The following is a 20245-nucleotide window of genomic DNA, read 5'->3' as shown; positions in this document are numbered from 1 at the left end:
CCGGACGCGGCTTTTGTCGAGCTGTTTACAATTACTTGTTTACAGCGTCGGTCAGCACTTTGGCCGGTACGAACTTGACGACTTTCTTGGCAGCGATTTCGATGGCAGCGCCAGTCGAAGGGTTGCGGCCGGTACGGGCAGGACGCTCGGTGATTTTCAGTTTGCCGATGCCTGGCAGGGTGATTTCGCTGCCATTTTCCAGTTGATCAGCAACGATCTGGCCCAGTTGCTCCAGAGCGTTACGCGCGGTGGTTTTTGGCGCGTCGATAGCTTCAGCGATATCGGCGATCAGTTGGTCTTTGGTCAATGCCATGGTGGTGTTCCTTCCCTATCAAATTCAGTGAGTATGCAGAGTGCTACGTCAGTCATCGAGCCAGACCTGCGGGGTAGCCGGCGGTCCGGTGTTACAGCCACGTCTATCGCGTATGTAGATACGTAAAACGACGTTTGGTTCGACGTGACGCAAGCGGTCTGCCAGCAATGCGCCACACACGGGGCGCAAGACCGGGCAAAACTACCACAGGAATGGATAAATATCCGCCTCCCACAGGGCAAATGTTCAGGTTTTTCGGGGGTTTGCGCGAAAAAACACAGATTTCTGAACAAAAAACGAACAACCGACATATCTGCCAACATCTGGCCGCTGAATCACCCCCGTGCTGAGGTACACTTGGCCACTTTGCAACGCGGCCAGCACCGCCCATTTTCAACCGAGAATCCCATGCCGATCCGTCATTGCATCGTCCACCTGATCGACAAGAAACCCGATGGCAGCCCCGCCGTGCTGCACGCACGCGACACCGAACTGGCCGAGTCCGGCGCCATCGAAAACCTTTTGGCCGACCTCAACGACAGCTACAACGCCAAGCAGGGCAAAGCCTGGGGCTTCTTCCACGCAGAATCCGGCGCCCACCCGTTCAGCGGCTGGCTCAAGGAATACCTGGACCAAGGCAGTACCTTCACCGCCTTTAGCCGGGTCGCCGTCGAGCACCTGCAAAAACTGATGGAAGAGTCCAACCTGTCGGTCGGTGGCCATGTGCTGTTTGCCCACTACCAGCAAGGCATGACCGACTACCTGGTCATCGCCCTGCTGCACCACAGCGAAGGCGTAGCGGTGAACGCCGAGCTCGACGTGACGCCCTCGCGCCACCTGGACCTGGGCCAGTTGCACCTGGCCGCCCGCATCAACCTCTCCGAGTGGCAGAACAACAAGGCCTCCAAGCAGTACATCTCGTTCATCAAGGGCAAAAACGGCAAGAAGGTTTCGGAGTACTTCCGCGACTTCATTGGCTGCCAAGAGGGCGTCGACGGCCCGGGCGAGACCCGCACCCTGCTCAAGGCCTTCAGCGACTTCGTCGAAAGCGAAGACCTGCCTGAAGAAGCCGCCCGCGAGAAAACCCAGACCCTGGTTGACTATGCCACCAGCCAGACCAAAGCCGGCGAGCCAGTGGCCCTTGAAGAGCTTTCGGGGCTGATCGACGAAGACCGCCCGCGGGCGTTCTATGAGCACATCCGCAACAAGGACTACGGCCTGTCGCCGGAAATCCCCGCCGATAAGCGCACCCTCAACCAGTTCCGCCGCTTCACCGGGCGCGCCGAGGGCCTGTCGATCAGCTTTGAAGCGCACCTGCTGGGCTCGAAGATCGAGTATGACGAGGAAGCCGGCACCCTGATCATCAAGGGCCTGCCGACGCAGCTCACTGATCAGCTCAAGCGTCGCAAGGATTGAAACGCACCACTGTCCGCCCGCGAACAGCGGCGGACAGTGGACGTATTTGCGTTTTACCTTGGATTGCAGCCAGCAGCCGTCGCCTGCTCATGACTGACGTAAGGACGGAAAGGCTCAAGATTCCAGATCGCTTTACTTCGGTAATTGACGATCAGGCAAACCAGTTGTCGCCGCATGCTGCCCGACGATGTTTCATTTTCTTGCCATTGCTGGTCGGCACCGTGCAGGTTGAACAGCTCCTGATACATGGCATCCGTTTCACTGCTGCGAACCTTTCGCCCTTGCTCCGTGGGCACAACCGACAGTGTCCATACTTTATTCCCGGTATCCGGGTCATCACGGTAAACCCACTTGGCCGACTGGATATACTTGCCTTTGGTTTCCCCGGTCTCGGTACCGCCATCCTCTACAGGGTTACACTTGGCCGCAGTGGCCTCCTCATGTGAAACATAAGGGCGGAACGGCTCCAGATTCCACTCTCGCTTGCTTCGATAGTTGACCAACAGGCACACCATCTGCCGCCGCATACTGCCCTCGGCACGTTCATTTTCCTGCCACTGAGAGTCAGCACCGTTCAATGCAAGCAACTCCTGATACATTGCATCGGTTTCATCCGGGCCGATGTCACGTCCGTACGTGGTAGGGGTAACGCTCAGCGTCCATTCTTCTTTACCTGTACCTGGATCGTGACGCAAAATCCATTCGCTTGACTGAATGTATTTTCCGCCTTCAACGCCACCTGTAGCAGGGCCCGGCACCACGTTACAACCCCGTGCCGCAGCTTGCTCCTGGGTAGCATCCGGCCGGAAGGGCTCCAGATTCTAGGGCGATTTGTTTCTGGCAATGATCATATGGCAAACCACTTGACGGTACATCCCACCCCCGTCATTGTCGCGCCATTGCGGGTCGGCTCCAAACTTGGCGAACAACTCGTCGTAGAACGCCTGATTGCCCTTGTCATCCCGTACCTGGCGGCCACAGGCAGTGGGTACAACTGCCAGTGTCCATTCATCCTTTTTGGTACCGGGATCGTAGCGTTCAACCCATTCGGCGCTTTCCACATAGCTGTCGCAGGTCTCACTACCGCCGCCTCCGACAACAGTGTCCTTGTCATCAGGCGCGATAACCTGGTCAGCGCTTTTATACGAAAACTTCGCATCCTCAGCAGTAGCTTGTGGCAACGTCAGTTCAATGACAGGGGCAAACCAACCTGAGGTTTGCTTGTAGTCTCGCTGCGCCGCCTGAGCATTTTCCAGACCTCCCGTCGTGTAGAAGAAGGCCCTCAGCGGAAAGGTGCCACGCGGGGTTGTTGACCACTTGGCGATTCTGAACTCATTTTGCTGGGTGATCGTTTTATTACTGGCAAGCCGCCCGCCCTCCAGGCCAGCGGTGAACGCGGCTGCCGACTGTTTACGTGCGTCGCCAGACAAATAAAAACCGCATTGATTCCAGTTACCCATTCCATCTTTGCCCGAATACTTCTCGTACCATTTCTGGCCTGTATCTATTTGTTGCATGTCACAACGCTTACTTATCTCCCCTCGCGGGCTTTGTCCACAGCCCAACTCTTCACGTGCATTGGTCCCCCCGTCGATAGGAAAAAAACACAGATAATCCAGTGAAAAACGCCCCGGCGGAGCAATATCCTGATTATACAAAATAAATCCGCTATTCAGACCACTGACCAGCTTACGAAACTCAGCATCTACACGCAGATAGGAAAACGACACAGCTGTAGAACTTGGATTGTAGTCCCACGTATGATAGTCATTCGAGGGATACGTCGCGCGAAAAACAACACCAGAACACAGATAAGCAGGCCTGGCTTTACCCCCACAATCTTTCACATCATTGTAATACAGCTCTTGCAAATCCTTGACCGTCGCCAATCCTATTTCATCCGCCGTCGGCGCTGCAGTAGCGAAGCGTGTCACCGCCAATGCAAGCAGCCCGAAAACAACAAGCCTACATCTGTTGGATGCATTCATCTCCATATCCTCTATGAAAAACAAAGCCCAGAAACAGCAAGTGGGTATCAAGGCCCTCTGCCCTTCGCAGCAACCTGCTGACGGTTTCCAGAGCAGTCGCCAGCCCCGAGAACGAATGTATACGCCCAAGAAAAAATCAAACAACTAGCAAAAATATCAGGTGCGGCACCTGATATTTTTGTCAGTTGCGCACTGCTCGATGCGTGCATACACTCGCGACACATCCAATCGAATCCACAGGTGTTTTTACATGAACAGCAAACTACTGGCGGTTGGCACACTCATTGTATTTCCGGTCATTCACGCGCACGCGACACTTCTGGCGCCTGTACTTCCGCCCAACGAAACGACCCAGCGAATAAATAATAATTACAACAAGACAGACACCCACTGCACCGAAGTAGGAAGCAGCGCCGCCCGCGGACACTACTACTGCAGTGGTGTATCCCTGAGAATGGTCAACGACGGGGATTTCTACCCTTGGGACTACAGCCCCTATGCGATCAAGACCGGAGCTACCTCATGGTCCTGGATTCGTCGCGATCTCAGCATCAATACATTGATCCGTCCCGCCGGGATGATCATGCGCAATCCTGCCGACGCCGAAAAACTGAAATTGCCCATCAAAGAAAGTGGCTTTGTTTGCATCTACTCCTTTGATGCTGGCACTGGACCCGATCGTAAATGGTATGGGTGCGGGCAAACCAATGAAAACATCCCAGCCAACGCAGGCAAGGGCCCACGTATCAATAAAAACTCGGAAATTGCTTATGGCTCCTGCCCAGATCAAAACGTCAACAACGATGCAGACTGGTTAAGTCGTTACACCCCTGGAATTTTAAATCCGCTGAACCGGATACAAAAACCCCAATGTTCCTGGGACGCTGAAAGCCCTAGTCAATGGGACAGTATGATAAAAGTCCATGAATCTCGTGCAACCACGAGCGCGCTTGATCCGTATGCAGTTAAGACCTTTACCAATGAATTCATGCTGAAAAACGCTTCGGACACCAATGACGGCTCCGAGAACATGAAATACATTGATGCCTTTGTCTACAATCCGGCGACGACATACAACTACCCTTCCTTGGGTGACACTGCACCGCAAAAACCAGAAGACGGATTGACCGTTGCACGGAATTTCCAGAAAAAGCTGTATGACAAGGGTTACCTGGTCCCGATCCTCAGGGTCAACTTCGACAAACCTGCGGAAGAACGCTTCAGCTATGTCGCTGCTGACCAGCAAATTTCATTGGAGAATCGCGACGAAGAAAGCAACGGAGAGAATAACGAAGAACAAAATAACAATCAGGGCGGCAACACTTCAGAACAAGTAGCCGGCATCTATATTATGAAGAGCGAATGGGTCAGTCGCTACGACTCCGACACTAAAAAAAATGAATGGTCGCTGCGTGTAACCCCCACGGCCTTTGGCCGAGAAATCAGGGAGCGTGCGCAGACTAATGCCATGTATGAAGAGTTGCTCGCCAGACATGGTAACGACACACAGTGGCGCGAAAATGAAAAAACGCCGGGCAGTATGCGACGCCAACTGGTATGCCTGCTCACCGAGTACCGCAGTAAGGACAATTGGTACCTGGAACCGTTTCGCCCCTATGTTGAGCATGACGTAGCTGTAGCGGCCCACTGTAACCCGCTCAGCGCTGACTCGAGCACCGATACCGATACGCCTTCATCGCAACAACCTGGCGTCTATATAGCCTCTACCCAATGGATAAACCGCTATGACCCCGGTACCGGGCAAAACGAGTGGACACTGCAGGTGACCCCTACGGCCTTTGGCAGAGAAATCAGAAAGCGCGCCCAGACTGACGCTATGTACGATGAACTGGTGAGCAGAAACGGCAAGGACTCACAATGGACTGAGAACGAAAAGTCTGAGGGCAGCATGCGTCGACAACTGGTTTGCCTGCTGACCGAGTACCGCCCCAAAGCGCATTGGAATCTGGAGCCTTTCCGCCCTAATGTTTCCCATGAGGCCGCCGTTTCTGCAGGGTGCAACCCTCTGTAGGCCTATCACTCAGAGCATTGGCTGGGCGACGTAGCTAGCAACAAGGGCCTCCTTGGCCTTCTTGCGCAGCTTCTTCACCAGCCGCTCCTGACGCAGGGCTTCGCCCTTGTCCGGCCACTGTTCGACGTAGACCAGCGCCTTCGCCGGGCTGGTCTTGAAGTAACGCGCGCCACTCCCTTTCTGGTGCTCAAGGAATCGTCGCTGCGGATCATTGCTGATACCACAGTACAGGGATCCGTTGGCGGCACGGACCAGATAGACGAACCAGGGTTTTCCGGGGTAATCGGTAATGGCATCAGTCACAGTGAATTTAGAACAGTTCGACAAAGCCGCTAGCTTAGCGCCTCAGCTCCCCGCCTGAAACGCCCGCAAGCCTTTCTGCGCCTGGGCACGTACCTTGCCCTGCAGCAGTGGCGACCAGCCCAGCAACAGCCCTGTAGCGCCCAATGCCTGACGCGACCAGCGCCACAGGTCGAAGCTGTCGTGGTGTTCACAAATCTTGCCGTCACGAAACACAAAACGTGCCTGGATGTCGTTGACCACGGTGCGCCCGGTCTGGCTAAACAGATAGGTCGCCACCCAGTGGGCGCCGCCACTCTGTTCATCGGCACGGACCTGATCGAAAGTCAGGGAAAAGTCCTTGGCACGGGTGGTGAGCATGCGCCACATGTCACCGGCATCCTTGCCGCGCAAGGTGCCGAAGGCCGGGTCGCTGAAGACGATATCGTCGCTATAGCAGGCAACCATCGCTTCGGCATCCAGGCGCTGGAACGCCTGGTAGAAGCGGGTGATCAAGGCAGTGTTGGCGTCGCTCATTTGGCGGGTCCGTGTCCAATGGTTAGACCCGCACCATAGTGGCAAAAACCATCGCGGGGCAAGCCCGCTCCCACTGGATTCAAACCCGCTCGCTGACCACTTGCACATGCAGGTTGCGCCCGGCCTTCAGGCCAAAGCCGATGGCGCCAATACCCAATACGGCAAAGATCCAGCCCACCGCGCTCCAGCCACCGGTCAAGTCATGCACCAGGCCGACTGCGAACGGCCCCATGGACGCCAGGGTATAGCCGATGCCCTGGGCCATGCTCGACAGGTTGGCCGCCACGTGGGCGTCGCTTGAACGCAGCACGATCAGGGTCAGCGCCAGGGCGAAGGTACCGCCCTGCCCCAGGCCGAGCACGATTGCCCAACCCCACAGCCCGTCCAGAGGCGCGTACAGGCAACCGAACAGGCCGGCCAGCGCCAACAGCATGACCACGACAATAGCCAGGCGCTGATCCTTGCCACGGGTCGCCAGCCACGGGGCGCTGAGCGAACTGATCAACTGCACGATCACCGAACCGGACAGCACCAGCCCTGCCTGGGTAGGGCTCAGCCCCCGACCGATAAGAATCGAGGGCAACCAGCCAAAGACGATATAGGCCAACGACGACTGCAAGCCCATGTACAGGGTCACCTGCCAGGCCAGCGGGTCACCCAGCAGCCCCCGCACGCGATAGGCGACATGGTGCGCGCCATGGCCCTGACGGGCCTGTGGCAGCCAGATCAGCGCCGCCAGCAATGCCGGCACCAACCAGAATCCCAGGCCCAGCGACCAGCTGTCACCCAGCCCTTTACTCAATGGCACGGTAGCACCCGCTGCCATCGCCGCCCCCAGGCACAAGGCCATGGTATAGACCCCGGTCAGGGTCCCGGCATGCTGGGGAAAGTCCCGTTTGACGATGCCCGGCAACAGCACACCGATCACGCCGATGCTGGCCCCGGCCATGATACTGCCAACGAACACCCCGGTGCTGCCAAAGGCGCTGCGCACAGCGATACCCGCAGCCAGCACCAGCAGAATGCCGAGGACCACCCGCTCGCTGCCAAAACGCCGCGCAAGCACTGGCGCCAGCGGCGCGAACAGGCCCAGGCACAGCACCGGCAAGGTGGTCAGCAGGCCTGCCTGGGAAGCGTTCAGGCCAAGGCTGTCGGACACCTGACTGAGCAGCGGCGCCATGCTCGACAGCGCCGGACGCAGGTTAAGCGCCACCAGCACCAGGCCGAGCAACAACAGCCACGGACGTTTGAGCAGCAACGGTTGCTGTTGCACCTGTTCGTCGTCGGCTTCAGCATCGATCAGCAGCTCTTCCAGCTCCGGCCCTTTGGCCGGCGCCGCAGCTCGGGGAATGTCATGCGCCATGGCAGTCTCGCAAGGTCAGGATTCGTTGATCAGGGTCCGGCTCAGGGCCTTGGCCTTGTCCGGATCGCGTTGTTCGATGGCATCGAGAATCTGCCCATGCAGGTCGAACACCTGCTGACAGCGGGGAGCATGGCTCAGGTTGTGGTGCAAGGTGGCCGCCACCACTCCGGAAAAGTAGCGGTACAGCTCGCTCAAGGCCGGGTTATGTGCGGCATCGACCAGACGCTGGTGGAACACCAGGTCGCAGCTGATATAGCGCTCCAGGTCGTCATGAAAATGCGCACTGCTGTGCGCCAGGGCGTCACGCAGGCCCTGCAGGTCGGCATCGGTGCGGCGCAGCGCGGCCAGGCCTATGGCCTCGGCTTCTAGGATATGGCGCGTCTCGCGCGCCTGCTCCAAGTCGCAGCGCGACAACGCCTGCAGTGCCTGCAAGGGGTCGACGGCGGTACGCAAATAGCTGCCGTCACCCTGGCGAACTTCAACCAGGCCGCTGAAAGCCAGTACCCGCATGGCTTCACGTACCGTGTTGCGGCTGATACCCAGCTCACTGGCCAGCTCAGGCTCGGTCGGCAGGCGCTGGCCCACCGCCCAGGCGCCGCTGGCAACGCGCTGGCGCAGTTGGTCGACGGCTTGTTCGACCAGGGAACGTTTGATCAATAACATCATGACATCCAATCATCGGATGAATTTGAGAAACAGAGGTTACCGGCAAAAACCATCGCGGGGCAAGCCCGCTCCCACTGAGGATCAATGAATCCTGTGGGAGCGGCGGTGCGACGACTCGACTTGCCCCGCGAATCAGTTCAGTGCATCAAGCAACGCCTGGTTCTGCTCCGGCGTACCAATGGTAATGCGCAGGAACTGGGCAATCCGCGCCTGCTTGAAGTGACGCACGATCACCCCTTGCTCGCGCAGGCGGGCGGCCAGTTCGGCGGCATCGTGCTGCGGGTGGCGGGCGAAGATGAAGTTGGCCGCCGATGGCAGTACTTCAAAACCGCGAGCGCTCAGTTCTTTGACCAACGACTCGCGACTGTCGATCACCTTGCGGCACGTCTCGTCGAAGTAAGCACGATCACCGAACGCAGCGGCCGCACCGACAATCGCCATGCGATCGAGCGGGTAGGAGTTGAAGCTGTTCTTGATCCGCTCCAGCGCTTCGATCAGGTCAGGGTGCCCCACTGCCAGGCCTACCCGCAAGCCGGCCAGCGAGCGCGACTTGGACAGGGTCTGGGTGACCAGCAGGTTGTCGTAGCGATCCACCAGGCTGATAGCGGTCTGGCCGCCAAAGTCGATATAGGCTTCATCCACCACGACCACCGAATCAGGATTGGCCTTGAGCAGTTGCTCGATGGCCTCCAGGGCCAGCAAGCAACCCGTTGGTGCATTGGGGTTGGGGAAAATGATCCCGCCGTTAACCTTGCGATAGTCCTCGACACGAATCTGGAACTGCTCATCCAGGGCCACCGCCTCGAACGGGATGCCGTACAGCCCGCAGTAGACCGGGTAGAAGCTGTAGCTGACGTCCGGGAACAGCAGCGGCGCATCGTGCTGGAACAGGCCGTGGAAGATGTGCGCAAGCACTTCGTCCGAACCGTTGCCGAGGAATACCTGGTTGCCCTGCACCCCGTAGTAGCCAGCGACGGCCTGCTTGAGCAGGTCACTGTTGGGGTCCGGGTACAGACGCAGGTTGTCGTTCAGCTCGCCACGCATGGCCTCCAGCGCCTTGGGCGATGGGCCGTAGGGGTTTTCGTTGGTGTTGAGCTTGACCAGCTTGGCCAGCTTTGGCTGCTCACCCGGCACATAAGGCACCAGGTCTTTGACGAAGGGGCTCCAGAATTTACTCATGCTCAGTTCCCCTTCTTGTCGGCAAGGATGCGGTATTCGGCGCTGCGGGCGTGGGCGGTCAGCGATTCGCCACGGGCCAGGACCGAGGCGGTGCGGCCCAGCTCGGACGCGCCCTGCTCGGAGCAGAAGATGATCGACGAACGCTTCTGGAAGTCGTACACCCCCAGCGGCGATGAGAAGCGCGCGGTGCCGGAGGTCGGCAGCACGTGGTTGGGGCCTGCACAGTAATCTCCCAAGGCTTCGCTGGTGTGGCGGCCCATGAAAATCGCACCGGCATGGCGAATCTGCGGCAGCCAGGCTTGCGGATCGGCCACCGACAGCTCCAGGTGCTCTGGCGCGATGCGGTTGGCAACGTCCATCGCCTGCTGCATGTCGCGCACCTGGATCAGCGCACCCCGACCGTTGATCGAGGTCTTGATGATCTCGGCGCGTTCCATGGTCGGCAGCAGCTTGTCGATGCTGGCAGCCACCTTGTCGAGAAACTCGGCGTCAGGGCTGACCAGGATGGCCTGGGCATCTTCGTCGTGCTCGGCCTGGGAGAACAGGTCCATGGCGATCCAGTCCGGGTCGGTCTGACCGTCGCAGACCACGAGGATCTCCGAAGGGCCGGCAATCATGTCGATGCCTACCTGGCCGAACACATGACGTTTGGCCGTGGCCACGTAGATATTGCCCGGACCGACCACCTTGTCGACCTGCGGCACGCTTTCGGTGCCATAGGCCAGGGCCGCAACTGCCTGGGCGCCACCGATGGTGAAGACCCGGTCGACACCGGCGATGCAGGCGGCGGCCAGCACCAGCTCGTTGACCTCGCCACGCGGGGTCGGGACGACCATGACCACCTCAGCAACACCGGCAACCTTGGCCGGGATCGCATTCATCAGCACCGACGAGGGGTACGACGCCTTGCCGCCAGGCACATATAGGCCGGCACGGTCCAGTGGCGTGACCTTCTGGCCAAGTACGGTGCCGTCAGCCTCGGTGTAGCTCCAGGAGTCCTGCTTCTGCCGCTCGTGGTAGCTGCGCACACGCTCGGCGGCCTTCTCCAGAGCCTGGCGCTGCGCCGGGGTGATACGGGTCAGGGCCAGTTCCAGGCGTTCGCGACCGAGGATCAGGTCATCGATCGAGGTGGCTTGCACGCCATCAAAGCGCTGGGTGAACTCCACCAGCGCCGAATCGCCACGCTCGCGCACGGCCTTGATGATGTCGAGCACGCGCTGGTTGACCGCGTCGTCAGACACACTGTCCCAGCTCAGCAGATGATCCAGATGTCGGGCGAAATCCGGGTCAGCGGCATTGAGTCGGGCGATTGCAGTGGACGTGGTCATAGCGAGGGCCTCAATAAATGGCGATTGCTCAGGCGCCCTAAGCTACCAGTCCATCCGCGCGGGCACCCGAGAAAATTGGCTATGACGCGGATAGACGGGCGCGACAGCGAAGGTCGCGCGCAGAGGTCAGCCGCGGTGTCGCGATTCGACAGCCTGGCGCAGGGTGTCGATCAGGCTCTGGATGCGGGCGTGCTGCATCTTCATCGAAGCCTTGTTGACCACCAGCCGGGAGCTGATGGTGGCAATCAGTTCCTGGGGTTCCAGGCCGTTGGCACGCAGGGTGTTACCGGTATCGACAACGTCGATGATCTTGTCGGCCAGACCGATCAGCGGCGCCAGCTCCATCGAGCCATACAGCTTGATGATGTCGACCTGACGGCCTTGTTCGGCGTAGTAACGCTTGGCGACATTGACGAACTTGGTGGCAATGCGCAGGCGGCCCTTGGGCTCGGCAGCGCCGATCTTGCCGGCGGTCATCAGTTTGCACTGGGCAATCTGCAGGTCCAGCGGCTCATACAAGCCCTGGCCACCGTACTCCATCAGCACGTCCTTGCCGGCCACACCCAGGTCGGCGGCACCGTGCTCGACGTAGGTCGGCACATCAGTGGCACGCACGATCAGCAGACGCACGTCTTCCTGAGTCGTAGGGATGATCAGCTTGCGGCTCTTGTCCGGGTTCTCGGTCGGAACAATACCGGCCTCTGCCAGCAGCGGCAGGGTGTCGTCGAGAATCCGACCTTTGGATAGCGCGATGGTCAACATGGGAAACGTCGGTCCTTATGCGGCTACAGCCGACCGGACCTCAACAGGCCCGGTCGCATTCAATTCTATGCAGCAATTGGCTGGCGCGTCCCTGCGCCACTCACAGACTAGCCCGGTACGCGACGGATCTTGGCGCCGAGCATCTGCAGTTTTTCCTCGATGCACTCATAGCCACGGTCGATGTGGTAGATGCGGTCGATCAAGGTGTCGCCATCTGCAACCAGCGCCGACAGCACCAGGCTGGCCGAAGCCCGCAGGTCGGTGGCCATCACTGGAGCGCCTTTGAGGGACTTGGTCCCGGTGACGATGGCAGTGTTGCCCTCGACCTGGATCTGGGCGCCCATACGGTGCATTTCGTAGACGTGCATGAAGCGGTTTTCAAAGATCGTCTCGATCACCGCGCCAGTGCCTTCGGCAATGGCGTTGAGGGAGATGAACTGCGCCTGCATGTCGGTCGGGAACGCCGGGTACGGAGCGGTCCGCAGGTTGACGGCCTTGGGCCGCTTGCCGTGCATGTTCAGCTCGATCCAGTCTTCACCGGTGGTGACTTCGGCGCCCGCTTCCTTGAGTTTCTCAAGCACGGCTTCAAGGATGGTCGGATCGGTGTCCTTGACCTTGACGCGACCGCCAGTCACGGCAGCGGCCACCAGGTAGGTACCGGTTTCGATACGGTCGGGCATGACCCGGTAGGTTGCCGAACCCAGGCGCTCGACGCCATCGATGGTGATGGTGTCGGTGCCGGCGCCCTGGACGTTTGCGCCCATGGCGTTGAGGAAGTTGGCAAGGTCTACCACTTCCGGCTCGCGCGCAGCGTTCTGCAGCACGCTGCGGCCCTTGGCCAGGGCTGCGGCCATCATGATGTTCTCGGTACCGGTCACACTGACGGTATCGAAGAAGAAGTGCGCACCACGCAGGCCGCCTTCAGGTGCCTTGGCCTTGATGTAGCCGCCTTCGACTTCGATCTTCGCACCCATGGCTTCAAGGCCGCGGATGTGCAGGTCAACGGGACGCGAACCAATGGCGCAACCGCCAGGCAAGGCGACTTCAGCCTCACCGAAACGGGCAACCATCGGGCCCAGCACCAGGATCGAGGCGCGCATGGTTTTAACCAGCTCGTACGGCGCAATCAGGGTCTTGATAGCGCGCGGATCGATTTCGACCGAAAGTTTCTCGTCGATGACCGGCTCAATGCCCATGCGCCCGAACAGCTCGATCATCGTGGTGATGTCGTGCAGGTGCGGCAGGTTGCCAACGGTGACCGGGCCGTCGCAGAGCAAGGTGGCCGCCAGGATCGGCAGGGCAGCATTCTTTGCCCCGGAAATGCGGATTTCGCCATCGAGGCGAACGCCGCCAGTAATAATCAGTTTGTCCATTTAGAGTCTCGCCGCCAAGTTGGCTCAGGTGCGCTCAGCCCAGGCTGCGCTGCTGAAAAATTTCATGGTTACCGCATGGATGCTGCCATCGGTGATCCACGGGTTAAGGTGAGCATAGATCTGCTGCTGACGCTTGACCGGGCTCAGGGCCGCCAATTCGTCACTGATCACGTTCAACTGGAAGTTGCAGCCTTCGCCTTCAACTTCGACCCGGGTTCCCGGCAACTTTGCTTCAAGGAAGTTCTTAACTTCTACGGCCTGCATGCTCAACCTCAATCGGCGCCCTTTGCGCGCGGGTCGGCCATCATACAAAAAAGCCCCTCGCCTGCGAACCCCGTAATCGGAGACTCTGACAGAGGGGCCAACTGCTGGCGGGCAATCACTGCCCGGCCAGTACTTCATCGAGGTCATAAACCTCGGCGATTTCACGCATGTCCTGGGGCATGGCGCGCACTTCGACGGCCTTTCCGGCCGCCTTGCCATCACGCATGAACGCCAGCAGCAGCGACAGGCCGACGCTGCTCGACTTCTCGACCTGCGAGCAGTCGAGCACCAGCCCTTGGGCCTTGCACGCGGCGATCAGGGCCTTGCCTTGCTTGCGCAGGCCAGGCCCGCTGCTGTAATCCAGCACCCCAGCCAGGTTCAATACACCCGGTTCACTCATGGTTACCGCACTGGCACTCATTGCGCTTGCTTCTCGGCTGCGCCTTCGGTGGTTTCCTTGGCCTTGGCCACTTCGCCCGCCCAACCGTCGATGGTCTTGTCCAGGTTGTTGCCGTTGCGGTTCATGGCGTCGGCGAACTGGTCACGGAACAGCTTACCGATGTTGATGCCGTTGACGATGACGTTACGCACTTTCCATTCGCCTTTGATATTGGTCAGGGTGTACTGCACCGGGTACACGGCGCCGTTGTTGCCCTTGACGCTCATGTCGACGCTGGCACGCTCATCACCATCCTGCGTGGCTTTACCGACGGTGATGCCCTGGTTGTTGTACTCAAGCAGTGCATTGCCATAGAACTGCATCAGGCTGCGCTTGAAGTTCTCCTGGAAGCGCTGCATCTGCGCGGGAGTAGCATTGCGCGAGTACTTGACGGTCATGATGCTTTTCGAAATGCCATCGGCATCGACCACCGGGCCCAGGTTGGCGTTGAGCGCATCATAGAAAGCGCCCGGGTTGGCCTTGTACTGTTCCTTGTTGGCTTGCAGGTCAGCCAGCAATTGAGTGGTGGTCTTCTCAATCACCTCTTTGGGAGACAGAGCAGATGCGCCAGCCATCAATGGCAGCGCTGCCAGCAACACCAGCAAGCCGCGTCGCAGGATCGAAATCATGAAAACTCCTTATTTAGCTTCTTTGCCAACGGTATTGAGCAGGAACTTGCCAATCAGATCTTCCAGCACCAGCGCCGACTGGGTGTCGTGAATGGTTGCACCATCCTTGAGCACCGTGTCTTCTCCCCCCACGCTGATACCGATGTACTTCTCGCCGAGCAGCCCAGCGGTGAGGATAGATGCAGTGGAGTCGACCGGCAGGTTGTCTACCTGTTTTTCCAGCTGCAGCGTTACCCGACCGGTAAAGGTGTCGCGATCCAGATCGATGGCGGTGACCTTGCCGATGGTCACACCGGCCATGGTCACTTTAGCTCTGACAGTCAAACCGGCAATATTGTCGAAGTTTGCATAAATTTTGTAGGTGTCACTGCTCGGGCTCGCCGACAGGCCGCTGACACGCAGGGCCAGCAGGATGAGCGCCAGAATCCCGGCCAGGAGGAACAGGCCGACACCGATTTCCAGGGTGCGGTTTTGCATCAGAAATCTCCAAACATCAAGGCGGTCAGAATAAAGTCCAGACCCAGTACTGCCAATGAGGCATAGACCACGGTCTTGGTAGTGGCACGACTGATCCCTTCTGAAGTGGGCTCGCAGTCATAGCCCTGGAATACGGCAATCCAGGTCACGACAAAGGCAAAAACCAGGCTTTTGATCACCCCGTTGAGCACATCATCGGTAAAGGAAACACTGTTCTGCATGTTGGCCCAGAATGAGCCCTCGTAGACGCCCAGCCAGTCCACTGCGACCCACGAACCGCCCCAGATGCCGACCACGCTGAAAATCAGCGCCAGCAACGGCAGCGAGATAAAACCGGCCCATAGCCGCGGCGCGACGATGTACTTGAGCGGATCGACACCGATCATTTCCAGGCTGGACAACTGCTCGGTGGACTTCATGTTGCCGATCTCGGCGGTCAGCGCCGAACCTGCACGGCCGGCGAACAGCAGAGCGGTAACCACCGGGCCAAGTTCGCGCAGCAAGGTCAGGGCGACCATCTGCCCCACCGCCTGTTCCGAACCGTACTTGGTCAGGATGCTGAAGCCCTGCAGGGCCAGGACCATGCCGATGAACACCCCGGAAACGACGATGATCGCCAGCGACAGCACGCCCACCGAGTACAGCTGCCGGACCAGCAGCTGGAAGCCGCCACCAGTGCCGCTGCGCCCGACCAGCGAGTGCAGCAGGAACAGGAATGAACGGCCGAGGATGGCCAGCACGTCGATGGCCGAACGGCCAAAGCGACGAATACGTTCGAGTAAGGATTTTCTGCGCATCAACGCTTCCCCAGAAGATCGGCGCGGTAATCCGGCGCAGGAAAGTGAAAGGGCACCGGGCCATCCGGATCGCCTTTCATGAACTGACGGATGCGCGGGTTGTCGGAACCCATCAGCTCTTGCGGGGTACCCTGCCCCAGCACCTGACCGTCACCCACCACATAGAGGTAGTCGGCAATGCTGGCGGTTTCTGCCAAGTCATGGGAGACCACGATGCTGGTGATACCAAGAGCATCGTTGAGCAGGCGGATCAGCCGCACCAGCACCCCCATGGCGATCGGGTCCTGGCCGACGAACGGTTCATCGTACATGAGGATCTGCGGGTCCAGAGCGATGGCCCTGGCCAGGGCGACCCGGCGTTTCATGCCGCCGGACAATTCGTCGGGCATCAGTTCGATGGCGCCGCGCAGACCCACGGCCTGCAGCTTCATCAGGACGATGTCGCGGATCATCTCGTCGGACAGCTGGGTATGCACGCGCAGCGGAAAGGCGACGTTTTCGAACACATCGAGGTCGGTGAACAACGCGCCACTCTGGAACAGCACGCCCATCTGCTTGCGGGCGTCGAACAGGTCACTGCGCGACAGGGCCGGCAGGTTCTGACCCGCCACCCAGACCTCGCCGCTGGCCGGACGCAGCTGTGCGCCCATCAGCCGCAGCAGCGTGGTCTTGCCGCACCCGGAAGGTCCCATGATGCCGGTGACCTTGCCGCGGGGGATGCGTATATCGACATTATTGAAGATGCTGCGCGAACCGCGCTTGAAGGTCACGCCCTTCAATTCGACCGCGTAGGCGTTATCAACGCTCATCTAGACTCCTTGCGATGCAGCCTTCTCACTCAGACGCGCGCCCCCTTCGTGGAGGCACGCACGCGCCGAGCGGGCCGAACAGCGGCGAACTATAGCACCGCAGGTAGGGCCGCCCCAAGGCCGCCGCAGCGGTTGTTCAGCTATGGTTAAGCCAAGTGGGCGAATGTATGACAATCACAAGGTGAGGCTTTTGCCCATTACCGCTATAATCGCCGCCTTTTCACCAGGCAATCCGATTTTCGACATGAGCCAATCCAGCGAGCTGATCCAATCCGCGCAGCGCACCATCCGCTTCGAGCTCGAGGCGGTAGAGGGCCTGCTGGCCCACATCGACGCCGATTTCGTCAAGGCTTGCGAGCTGATCCTGGCCAGCAAGGGCCGGGTCGTGGTGGTCGGCATGGGCAAGTCCGGACACATCGGCAACAAGATCGCCGCGACCCTGGCCAGCACCGGTACGACGGCGTTTTTCGTCCATCCAGCCGAAGCCAGCCATGGCGACATGGGCATGATCACCCGCGATGACGTGATCCTGGCCCTGTCCAATTCGGGTTCGACCGCCGAGATTGTCACCCTGCTGCCGCTGATCAAGCGCCTGGGTATTCAGTTGATCAGCCTCACCGGCAACCCCGACTCGCCGCTGGCCAAGGCCGCCGAAGTCAACCTGGATGCCCGCGTGGCCCAGGAAGCCTGTCCGCTGAACCTGGCGCCGACCTCCTCGACCACCGCCGCGCTGGTGCTGGGCGACGCCCTGGCGATTGCCCTGCTCGAGGCTCGCGGCTTTACCGCCGAAGACTTCGCCTTCTCGCACCCCGGTGGCGCCCTCGGCCGCCGCCTGCTGCTCAAGGTCGAGAACGTCATGCACGCGGGCGATGAACTGCCTCAGGTACAACGCGGCACCCTGCTAAAAGACGCGCTGCTTGAAATGTCACGAAAAGGTTTGGGCATGACCGTGGTGCTCGAAGCCGACGGACGGTTGGCCGGGATCTTCACCGACGGCGACCTGCGCCGCAGCCTCGACCGTAACATCGATGTGCACAAGACCCTCATCGAAGAGGTCATGACCACCCATGGCAAGACCGCCCGCGCCGAGATGCTCGCGGCCGAAGCCCTGAAAATCATGGAAGACCACAAAATTAACGCCCTGGTGGTGATCGACAAGGACGAGCGCCCGGTCGGCGCCCTGAACATGCACGACCTGTTGCGTGCGGGAGTGATGTAAATGACCCAGGACCTGCTCCAGCGCGGCAAGGCCATCAAGCTTGCAGTTTTCGACGTTGACGGCGTGCTTACCGACGGTCGCCTGTACTTCCTTGAAGATGGCAGCGAATTCAAGACCTTCAACACCCTCGACGGTCAGGGCATCAAGATGCTCATGAACACCGGCGTGACCACCGCCATCATCAGCGGGCGCAAGACCCCGGTGGTCGAGCGGCGGGCAAAGAACCTCGGTATTCCTCACCTGTACCAGGGCCGCGAAGATAAATTGGTCGTTCTGGACGAGCTTCTTGGCCAGCTCAACCTAAGCTATGAACAGGTCGCCTATCTGGGCGACGACCTGCCTGATCTGCCGGTGATTCGCCGGGTCGGCCTGGGCATGGCGGTGGCCAATGCCGCAAGCTTCGTCCGCGAACACGCCCACGGGGTTACCCGGGCACGGGGCGGCGAAGGCGCAGCTCGCGAGTTCTGCGAACTGATCCTGCAAGCCCAGGGCAATCTTGACGCGGCCAACGCCCATTACCTGTAGAGCGCCACATGTTCAGTAAGAAAATCCGTAACCTTGCGCTGTTCAGTGTGATTGCCGCCTTGCTGGTGGCGGTCGGCTACTGGAATATCAGCCCTGAAAGCTTTCTCGACAACAAGCCGCTGGCCACACCCGACCAGAGCGCCATCGACTACTACGCAGTGAATGCCCACAGTGTGCAGTTCCTGCCCGATGGCAAGCTGCAATACGAGATGACCGCCGACAAGGTCGAGCACCTCAAAGTCAGCGAAGTCACCCTGCTGACCAAGCCTGACCTGCAGCTGTACCGTGGCACCACCTACCCGTGGCACGTGCAGAGCGAGCGCGGGGAAGTGAACCCCGACGGCAGCGAAGTCGAACTGATCGATTCGGTACGGGTTGCCCGCACCGACGAAAAGAACCGCACCATGATCATTACCAGCAGCCGCATGACGGTATTCCCGCAGAAGCAATATGCGCAAACCGAGCAAGCCGTTAGAATCGACGGCGCCGGTGGCGTCACTACGGGCAATGGAATGAAAGCGTATTTGAAAGACGGCAGGATGGACCTGCTGTCCAACGTAAGAGGACAGTATGAGGCTCGTTAAAACCCTCCCCTTTTTGCTCAGCCTGAGCGCAGCACTGGGAAGCGCGAGCGCCTGGGCCCTGCCGAACGACCGTGACCAGCCGATCCGCATCCAGGCCGACCACGCTCAACTGGATGACAAACAAGGCGTTGCCACCTACACCGGTGACGTGATCATCACCCAGGGTTCGATGATGATCAAAGGCAACACCGTGACCATCACCCGTACCGCCGGTGGCGACATCGACGTGGTGACCTCGGTGGGCAACCTGGCCTACTTCGAACAGCAACAGAGCGCCGCCAAGCCGGACAAGATGCAAGGCTATGGCAAGACCATCCAGTACAATGCGCCACAGAACCGCATTGTCCTGATCGACCGCGCCAAGGTCATCAACGAAGGCAACACCACAGAAGGCGAGAAAATCGTCTACGACACGGTGAAACAGATCGCTACCGCCGGTCGCGGTGGCAAAGTCACCGAGTCGCGTCCGCGCATCGACATGGTGATCCAGCCGAAGAAGAAGGCCGAGTAAATGGCAACCCTCAAAGCCCAGCACCTGGCCAAGAGCTACAAAAGCCGGCAAGTGGTCCGTGACGTCAGCCTGTCGATCGACAGCGGTCAGATCGTCGGCCTGCTCGGCCCCAACGGCGCCGGCAAGACCACCTGCTTCTACATGATCGTCGGCCTGGTCCAGGCCGATCAGGGGCGCGTGCTGATCGACGAGCTCGATGTCAGCCACCAGCCCATGCACGGCCGTGCCCGCGCCGGCATCGGCTACCTGCCGCAGGAAGCCTCGATCTTCCGCAAGCTGTCAGTGGCCGACAACATCATGGCGATCCTGGAAACCCGCAAGGAACTGGACCGCGACGGCCGACGCAAGGAGCTGGAAAGCCTGCTGCAGGAGTTCCACATCAGCCACATCCGCGATAACCTCGGCATGAGCCTTTCCGGTGGCGAACGCCGCCGCGTGGAAATTGCCCGCGCCCTGGCCACCGCGCCCAAGTTCATTCTGCTCGACGAACCTTTTGCCGGTGTCGACCCGATTTCGGTCGGCGACATCAAACAGATCATCCACCACCTGAAGGCCAAGGGCATTGGCGTTCTGATCACCGACCATAATGTCCGTGAAACCCTGGATATCTGCGAAACCGCTTACATCGTCAACGATGGTCAACTGATCGCCGAAGGCGATGCCGAAACCATCCTGGCCAACGACCTGGTCAAAGAGGTTTACCTCGGCCACGAGTTCCGCCTGTAAGCTTAAAAGTACGAGGCGCTGCCAGAGTG

The 20245-nt window shown here is 59.6% G+C and carries 24 protein-coding genes; 7 read left to right on the top strand and 17 right to left on the bottom strand.

Going from position 1 to position 20245, the window contains the following annotated elements; all coding sequences use genetic code 11:
• Positions 1 to 31 precede the first annotated feature (31 nt).
• Positions 32 to 313, bottom strand: a complete 282-nt coding sequence (locus M5G17_RS06460; protein ID WP_009398256.1) for an HU family DNA-binding protein — start codon at positions 311 to 313, stop codon at positions 32 to 34.
• A 408-nt stretch (positions 314 to 721) separates the two neighbouring features.
• Between M5G17_RS06460 and yejK the strand changes: the two genes are divergently transcribed.
• The gene (yejK, locus tag M5G17_RS06455; RefSeq protein WP_273892156.1) at positions 722 to 1729 is read left to right on the top strand and encodes a nucleoid-associated protein YejK; all 1008 of its coding nucleotides are present in this window, start codon (positions 722 to 724) and stop codon (positions 1727 to 1729) included.
• A 53-nt stretch (positions 1730 to 1782) separates the two neighbouring features.
• Here the strand turns inward: yejK and M5G17_RS06450 are convergent, their stop codons facing one another.
• Together M5G17_RS06450 and M5G17_RS06445 are read right to left on the bottom strand one after the other, a co-directional pair.
• Positions 1783 to 2490, bottom strand: a complete 708-nt coding sequence (locus M5G17_RS06450; protein ID WP_273892155.1) for a DUF2599 domain-containing protein — start codon at positions 2488 to 2490, stop codon at positions 1783 to 1785.
• A 60-nt stretch (positions 2491 to 2550) separates the two neighbouring features.
• Entirely contained in the window at positions 2551 to 3717 is a 1167-nt protein-coding gene (locus M5G17_RS06445; protein ID WP_273892154.1) for a DUF2599 domain-containing protein, read from the bottom strand.
• A 250-nt stretch (positions 3718 to 3967) separates the two neighbouring features.
• Here M5G17_RS06445 and M5G17_RS06440 point away from each other — a divergent pair, with 250 nt between their 5' ends.
• Positions 3968 to 5749 carry a DUF2599 domain-containing protein gene (locus M5G17_RS06440; protein ID WP_273892153.1) on the top strand — a complete coding sequence of 594 codons (1782 nt, stop codon included), beginning with the start codon at positions 3968 to 3970 and terminating at the stop codon, positions 5747 to 5749.
• 9 nt (positions 5750 to 5758) lie between these two features.
• Here M5G17_RS06440 and M5G17_RS06435 read toward each other — a convergent pair whose 3' ends face one another.
• The 14 genes from M5G17_RS06435 to M5G17_RS06370 form a co-directional block, all read right to left on the bottom strand.
• Positions 5759 to 6052, bottom strand: a complete 294-nt coding sequence (locus tag M5G17_RS06435; RefSeq protein ID WP_273892152.1) for a GIY-YIG nuclease family protein — start codon at positions 6050 to 6052, stop codon at positions 5759 to 5761.
• A gap of 42 nt (positions 6053 to 6094) precedes the next feature.
• Positions 6095 to 6565 carry a nuclear transport factor 2 family protein gene (locus M5G17_RS06430; protein ID WP_273892151.1) on the bottom strand — a complete coding sequence of 157 codons (471 nt, stop codon included), beginning with the start codon at positions 6563 to 6565 and terminating at the stop codon, positions 6095 to 6097.
• A 79-nt stretch (positions 6566 to 6644) separates the two neighbouring features.
• A complete protein-coding gene (locus tag M5G17_RS06425; protein WP_273892150.1) occupies positions 6645 to 7928 on the bottom strand; it encodes a CynX/NimT family MFS transporter in 1284 nt (427 codons plus the stop codon).
• Between the two features lie 15 nt (positions 7929 to 7943).
• Positions 7944 to 8594, bottom strand: a complete 651-nt coding sequence (locus tag M5G17_RS06420) for a FadR/GntR family transcriptional regulator (protein WP_273892149.1) — start codon at positions 8592 to 8594, stop codon at positions 7944 to 7946.
• 132 nt (positions 8595 to 8726) lie between these two features.
• On the bottom strand, positions 8727 to 9773 hold the full coding sequence (gene hisC / locus M5G17_RS06415; protein WP_273892148.1) for a histidinol-phosphate transaminase: 1047 nt from the start codon (positions 9771 to 9773) through the stop codon (positions 8727 to 8729).
• Positions 9774 to 9775: 2 nt separating this feature from the next.
• Positions 9776 to 11101, bottom strand: a complete 1326-nt coding sequence (gene hisD / locus M5G17_RS06410) for a histidinol dehydrogenase (protein ID WP_273892147.1) — start codon at positions 11099 to 11101, stop codon at positions 9776 to 9778.
• 126 nt (positions 11102 to 11227) lie between these two features.
• Complete coding sequence (gene hisG / locus M5G17_RS06405) at positions 11228 to 11863, bottom strand: ATP phosphoribosyltransferase (RefSeq protein ID WP_115088578.1); 636 nt, start codon at positions 11861 to 11863, stop codon at positions 11228 to 11230.
• Positions 11864 to 11970: 107 nt separating this feature from the next.
• On the bottom strand, positions 11971 to 13236 hold the full coding sequence (gene murA / locus M5G17_RS06400; RefSeq protein ID WP_273892146.1) for a UDP-N-acetylglucosamine 1-carboxyvinyltransferase: 1266 nt from the start codon (positions 13234 to 13236) through the stop codon (positions 11971 to 11973).
• A gap of 24 nt (positions 13237 to 13260) precedes the next feature.
• Complete coding sequence (locus tag M5G17_RS06395; RefSeq protein WP_273892145.1) at positions 13261 to 13500, bottom strand: BolA family protein; 240 nt, start codon at positions 13498 to 13500, stop codon at positions 13261 to 13263.
• Between the two features lie 115 nt (positions 13501 to 13615).
• Positions 13616 to 13921: an STAS domain-containing protein gene (locus M5G17_RS06390; protein ID WP_273892144.1), complete on the bottom strand. Its 306-nt coding sequence runs from the start codon at positions 13919 to 13921 to the stop codon at positions 13616 to 13618.
• Entirely contained in the window at positions 13918 to 14568 is a 651-nt protein-coding gene (locus M5G17_RS06385; RefSeq protein ID WP_273892143.1) for an MlaC/ttg2D family ABC transporter substrate-binding protein, read from the bottom strand. The genes M5G17_RS06390 and M5G17_RS06385 overlap by 4 nt, the downstream gene beginning before the upstream one ends.
• A 9-nt stretch (positions 14569 to 14577) precedes the next feature.
• Positions 14578 to 15045 carry an outer membrane lipid asymmetry maintenance protein MlaD gene (mlaD, locus tag M5G17_RS06380; protein WP_130263280.1) on the bottom strand — a complete coding sequence of 156 codons (468 nt, stop codon included), beginning with the start codon at positions 15043 to 15045 and terminating at the stop codon, positions 14578 to 14580.
• Positions 15045 to 15842: a lipid asymmetry maintenance ABC transporter permease subunit MlaE gene (mlaE, locus tag M5G17_RS06375; RefSeq protein WP_045196357.1), complete on the bottom strand. Its 798-nt coding sequence runs from the start codon at positions 15840 to 15842 to the stop codon at positions 15045 to 15047. The genes mlaD and mlaE overlap by 1 nt, the downstream gene beginning before the upstream one ends.
• Positions 15842 to 16651, bottom strand: a complete 810-nt coding sequence (locus M5G17_RS06370) for an ATP-binding cassette domain-containing protein (protein WP_273892142.1) — start codon at positions 16649 to 16651, stop codon at positions 15842 to 15844. Before M5G17_RS06370 ends, mlaE begins: the two co-directional genes overlap by 1 nt.
• Positions 16652 to 16895: 244 nt before the next feature.
• Between M5G17_RS06370 and M5G17_RS06365 the strand changes: the two genes are divergently transcribed.
• From M5G17_RS06365 to lptB, 5 genes are read left to right on the top strand one after another with little or no spacing between them, the layout of a single operon-like run.
• The gene (locus tag M5G17_RS06365; protein ID WP_273892141.1) at positions 16896 to 17870 is read left to right on the top strand and encodes a KpsF/GutQ family sugar-phosphate isomerase; all 975 of its coding nucleotides are present in this window, start codon (positions 16896 to 16898) and stop codon (positions 17868 to 17870) included.
• Positions 17871 to 18395 (top strand): KdsC family phosphatase, encoded by a 525-nt coding sequence (locus M5G17_RS06360; RefSeq protein ID WP_130263276.1) that lies wholly within the window; start codon positions 17871 to 17873, stop codon positions 18393 to 18395. It abuts the gene before it with no gap.
• An 8-nt stretch (positions 18396 to 18403) separates the two neighbouring features.
• Complete coding sequence (lptC, locus tag M5G17_RS06355; protein ID WP_130263275.1) at positions 18404 to 18979, top strand: LPS export ABC transporter periplasmic protein LptC; 576 nt, start codon at positions 18404 to 18406, stop codon at positions 18977 to 18979.
• Positions 18966 to 19490 (top strand): lipopolysaccharide transport periplasmic protein LptA, encoded by a 525-nt coding sequence (gene lptA / locus M5G17_RS06350; RefSeq protein WP_038996942.1) that lies wholly within the window; start codon positions 18966 to 18968, stop codon positions 19488 to 19490. The genes lptC and lptA overlap by 14 nt, the downstream gene beginning before the upstream one ends.
• Entirely contained in the window at positions 19491 to 20216 is a 726-nt protein-coding gene (lptB, locus tag M5G17_RS06345) for an LPS export ABC transporter ATP-binding protein (RefSeq protein ID WP_273892140.1), read from the top strand.
• Positions 20217 to 20245: the final 29 nt, after the last annotated feature.

The organism is Pseudomonas rubra, assembly GCF_028656935.1.
Lineage (GTDB): Bacteria > Pseudomonadota > Gammaproteobacteria > Pseudomonadales > Pseudomonadaceae > Aquipseudomonas > Aquipseudomonas rubra.
Note: the sequence above shows the minus strand (reverse complement) of the source record. Positions and strands in the feature narration are given on the sequence as shown.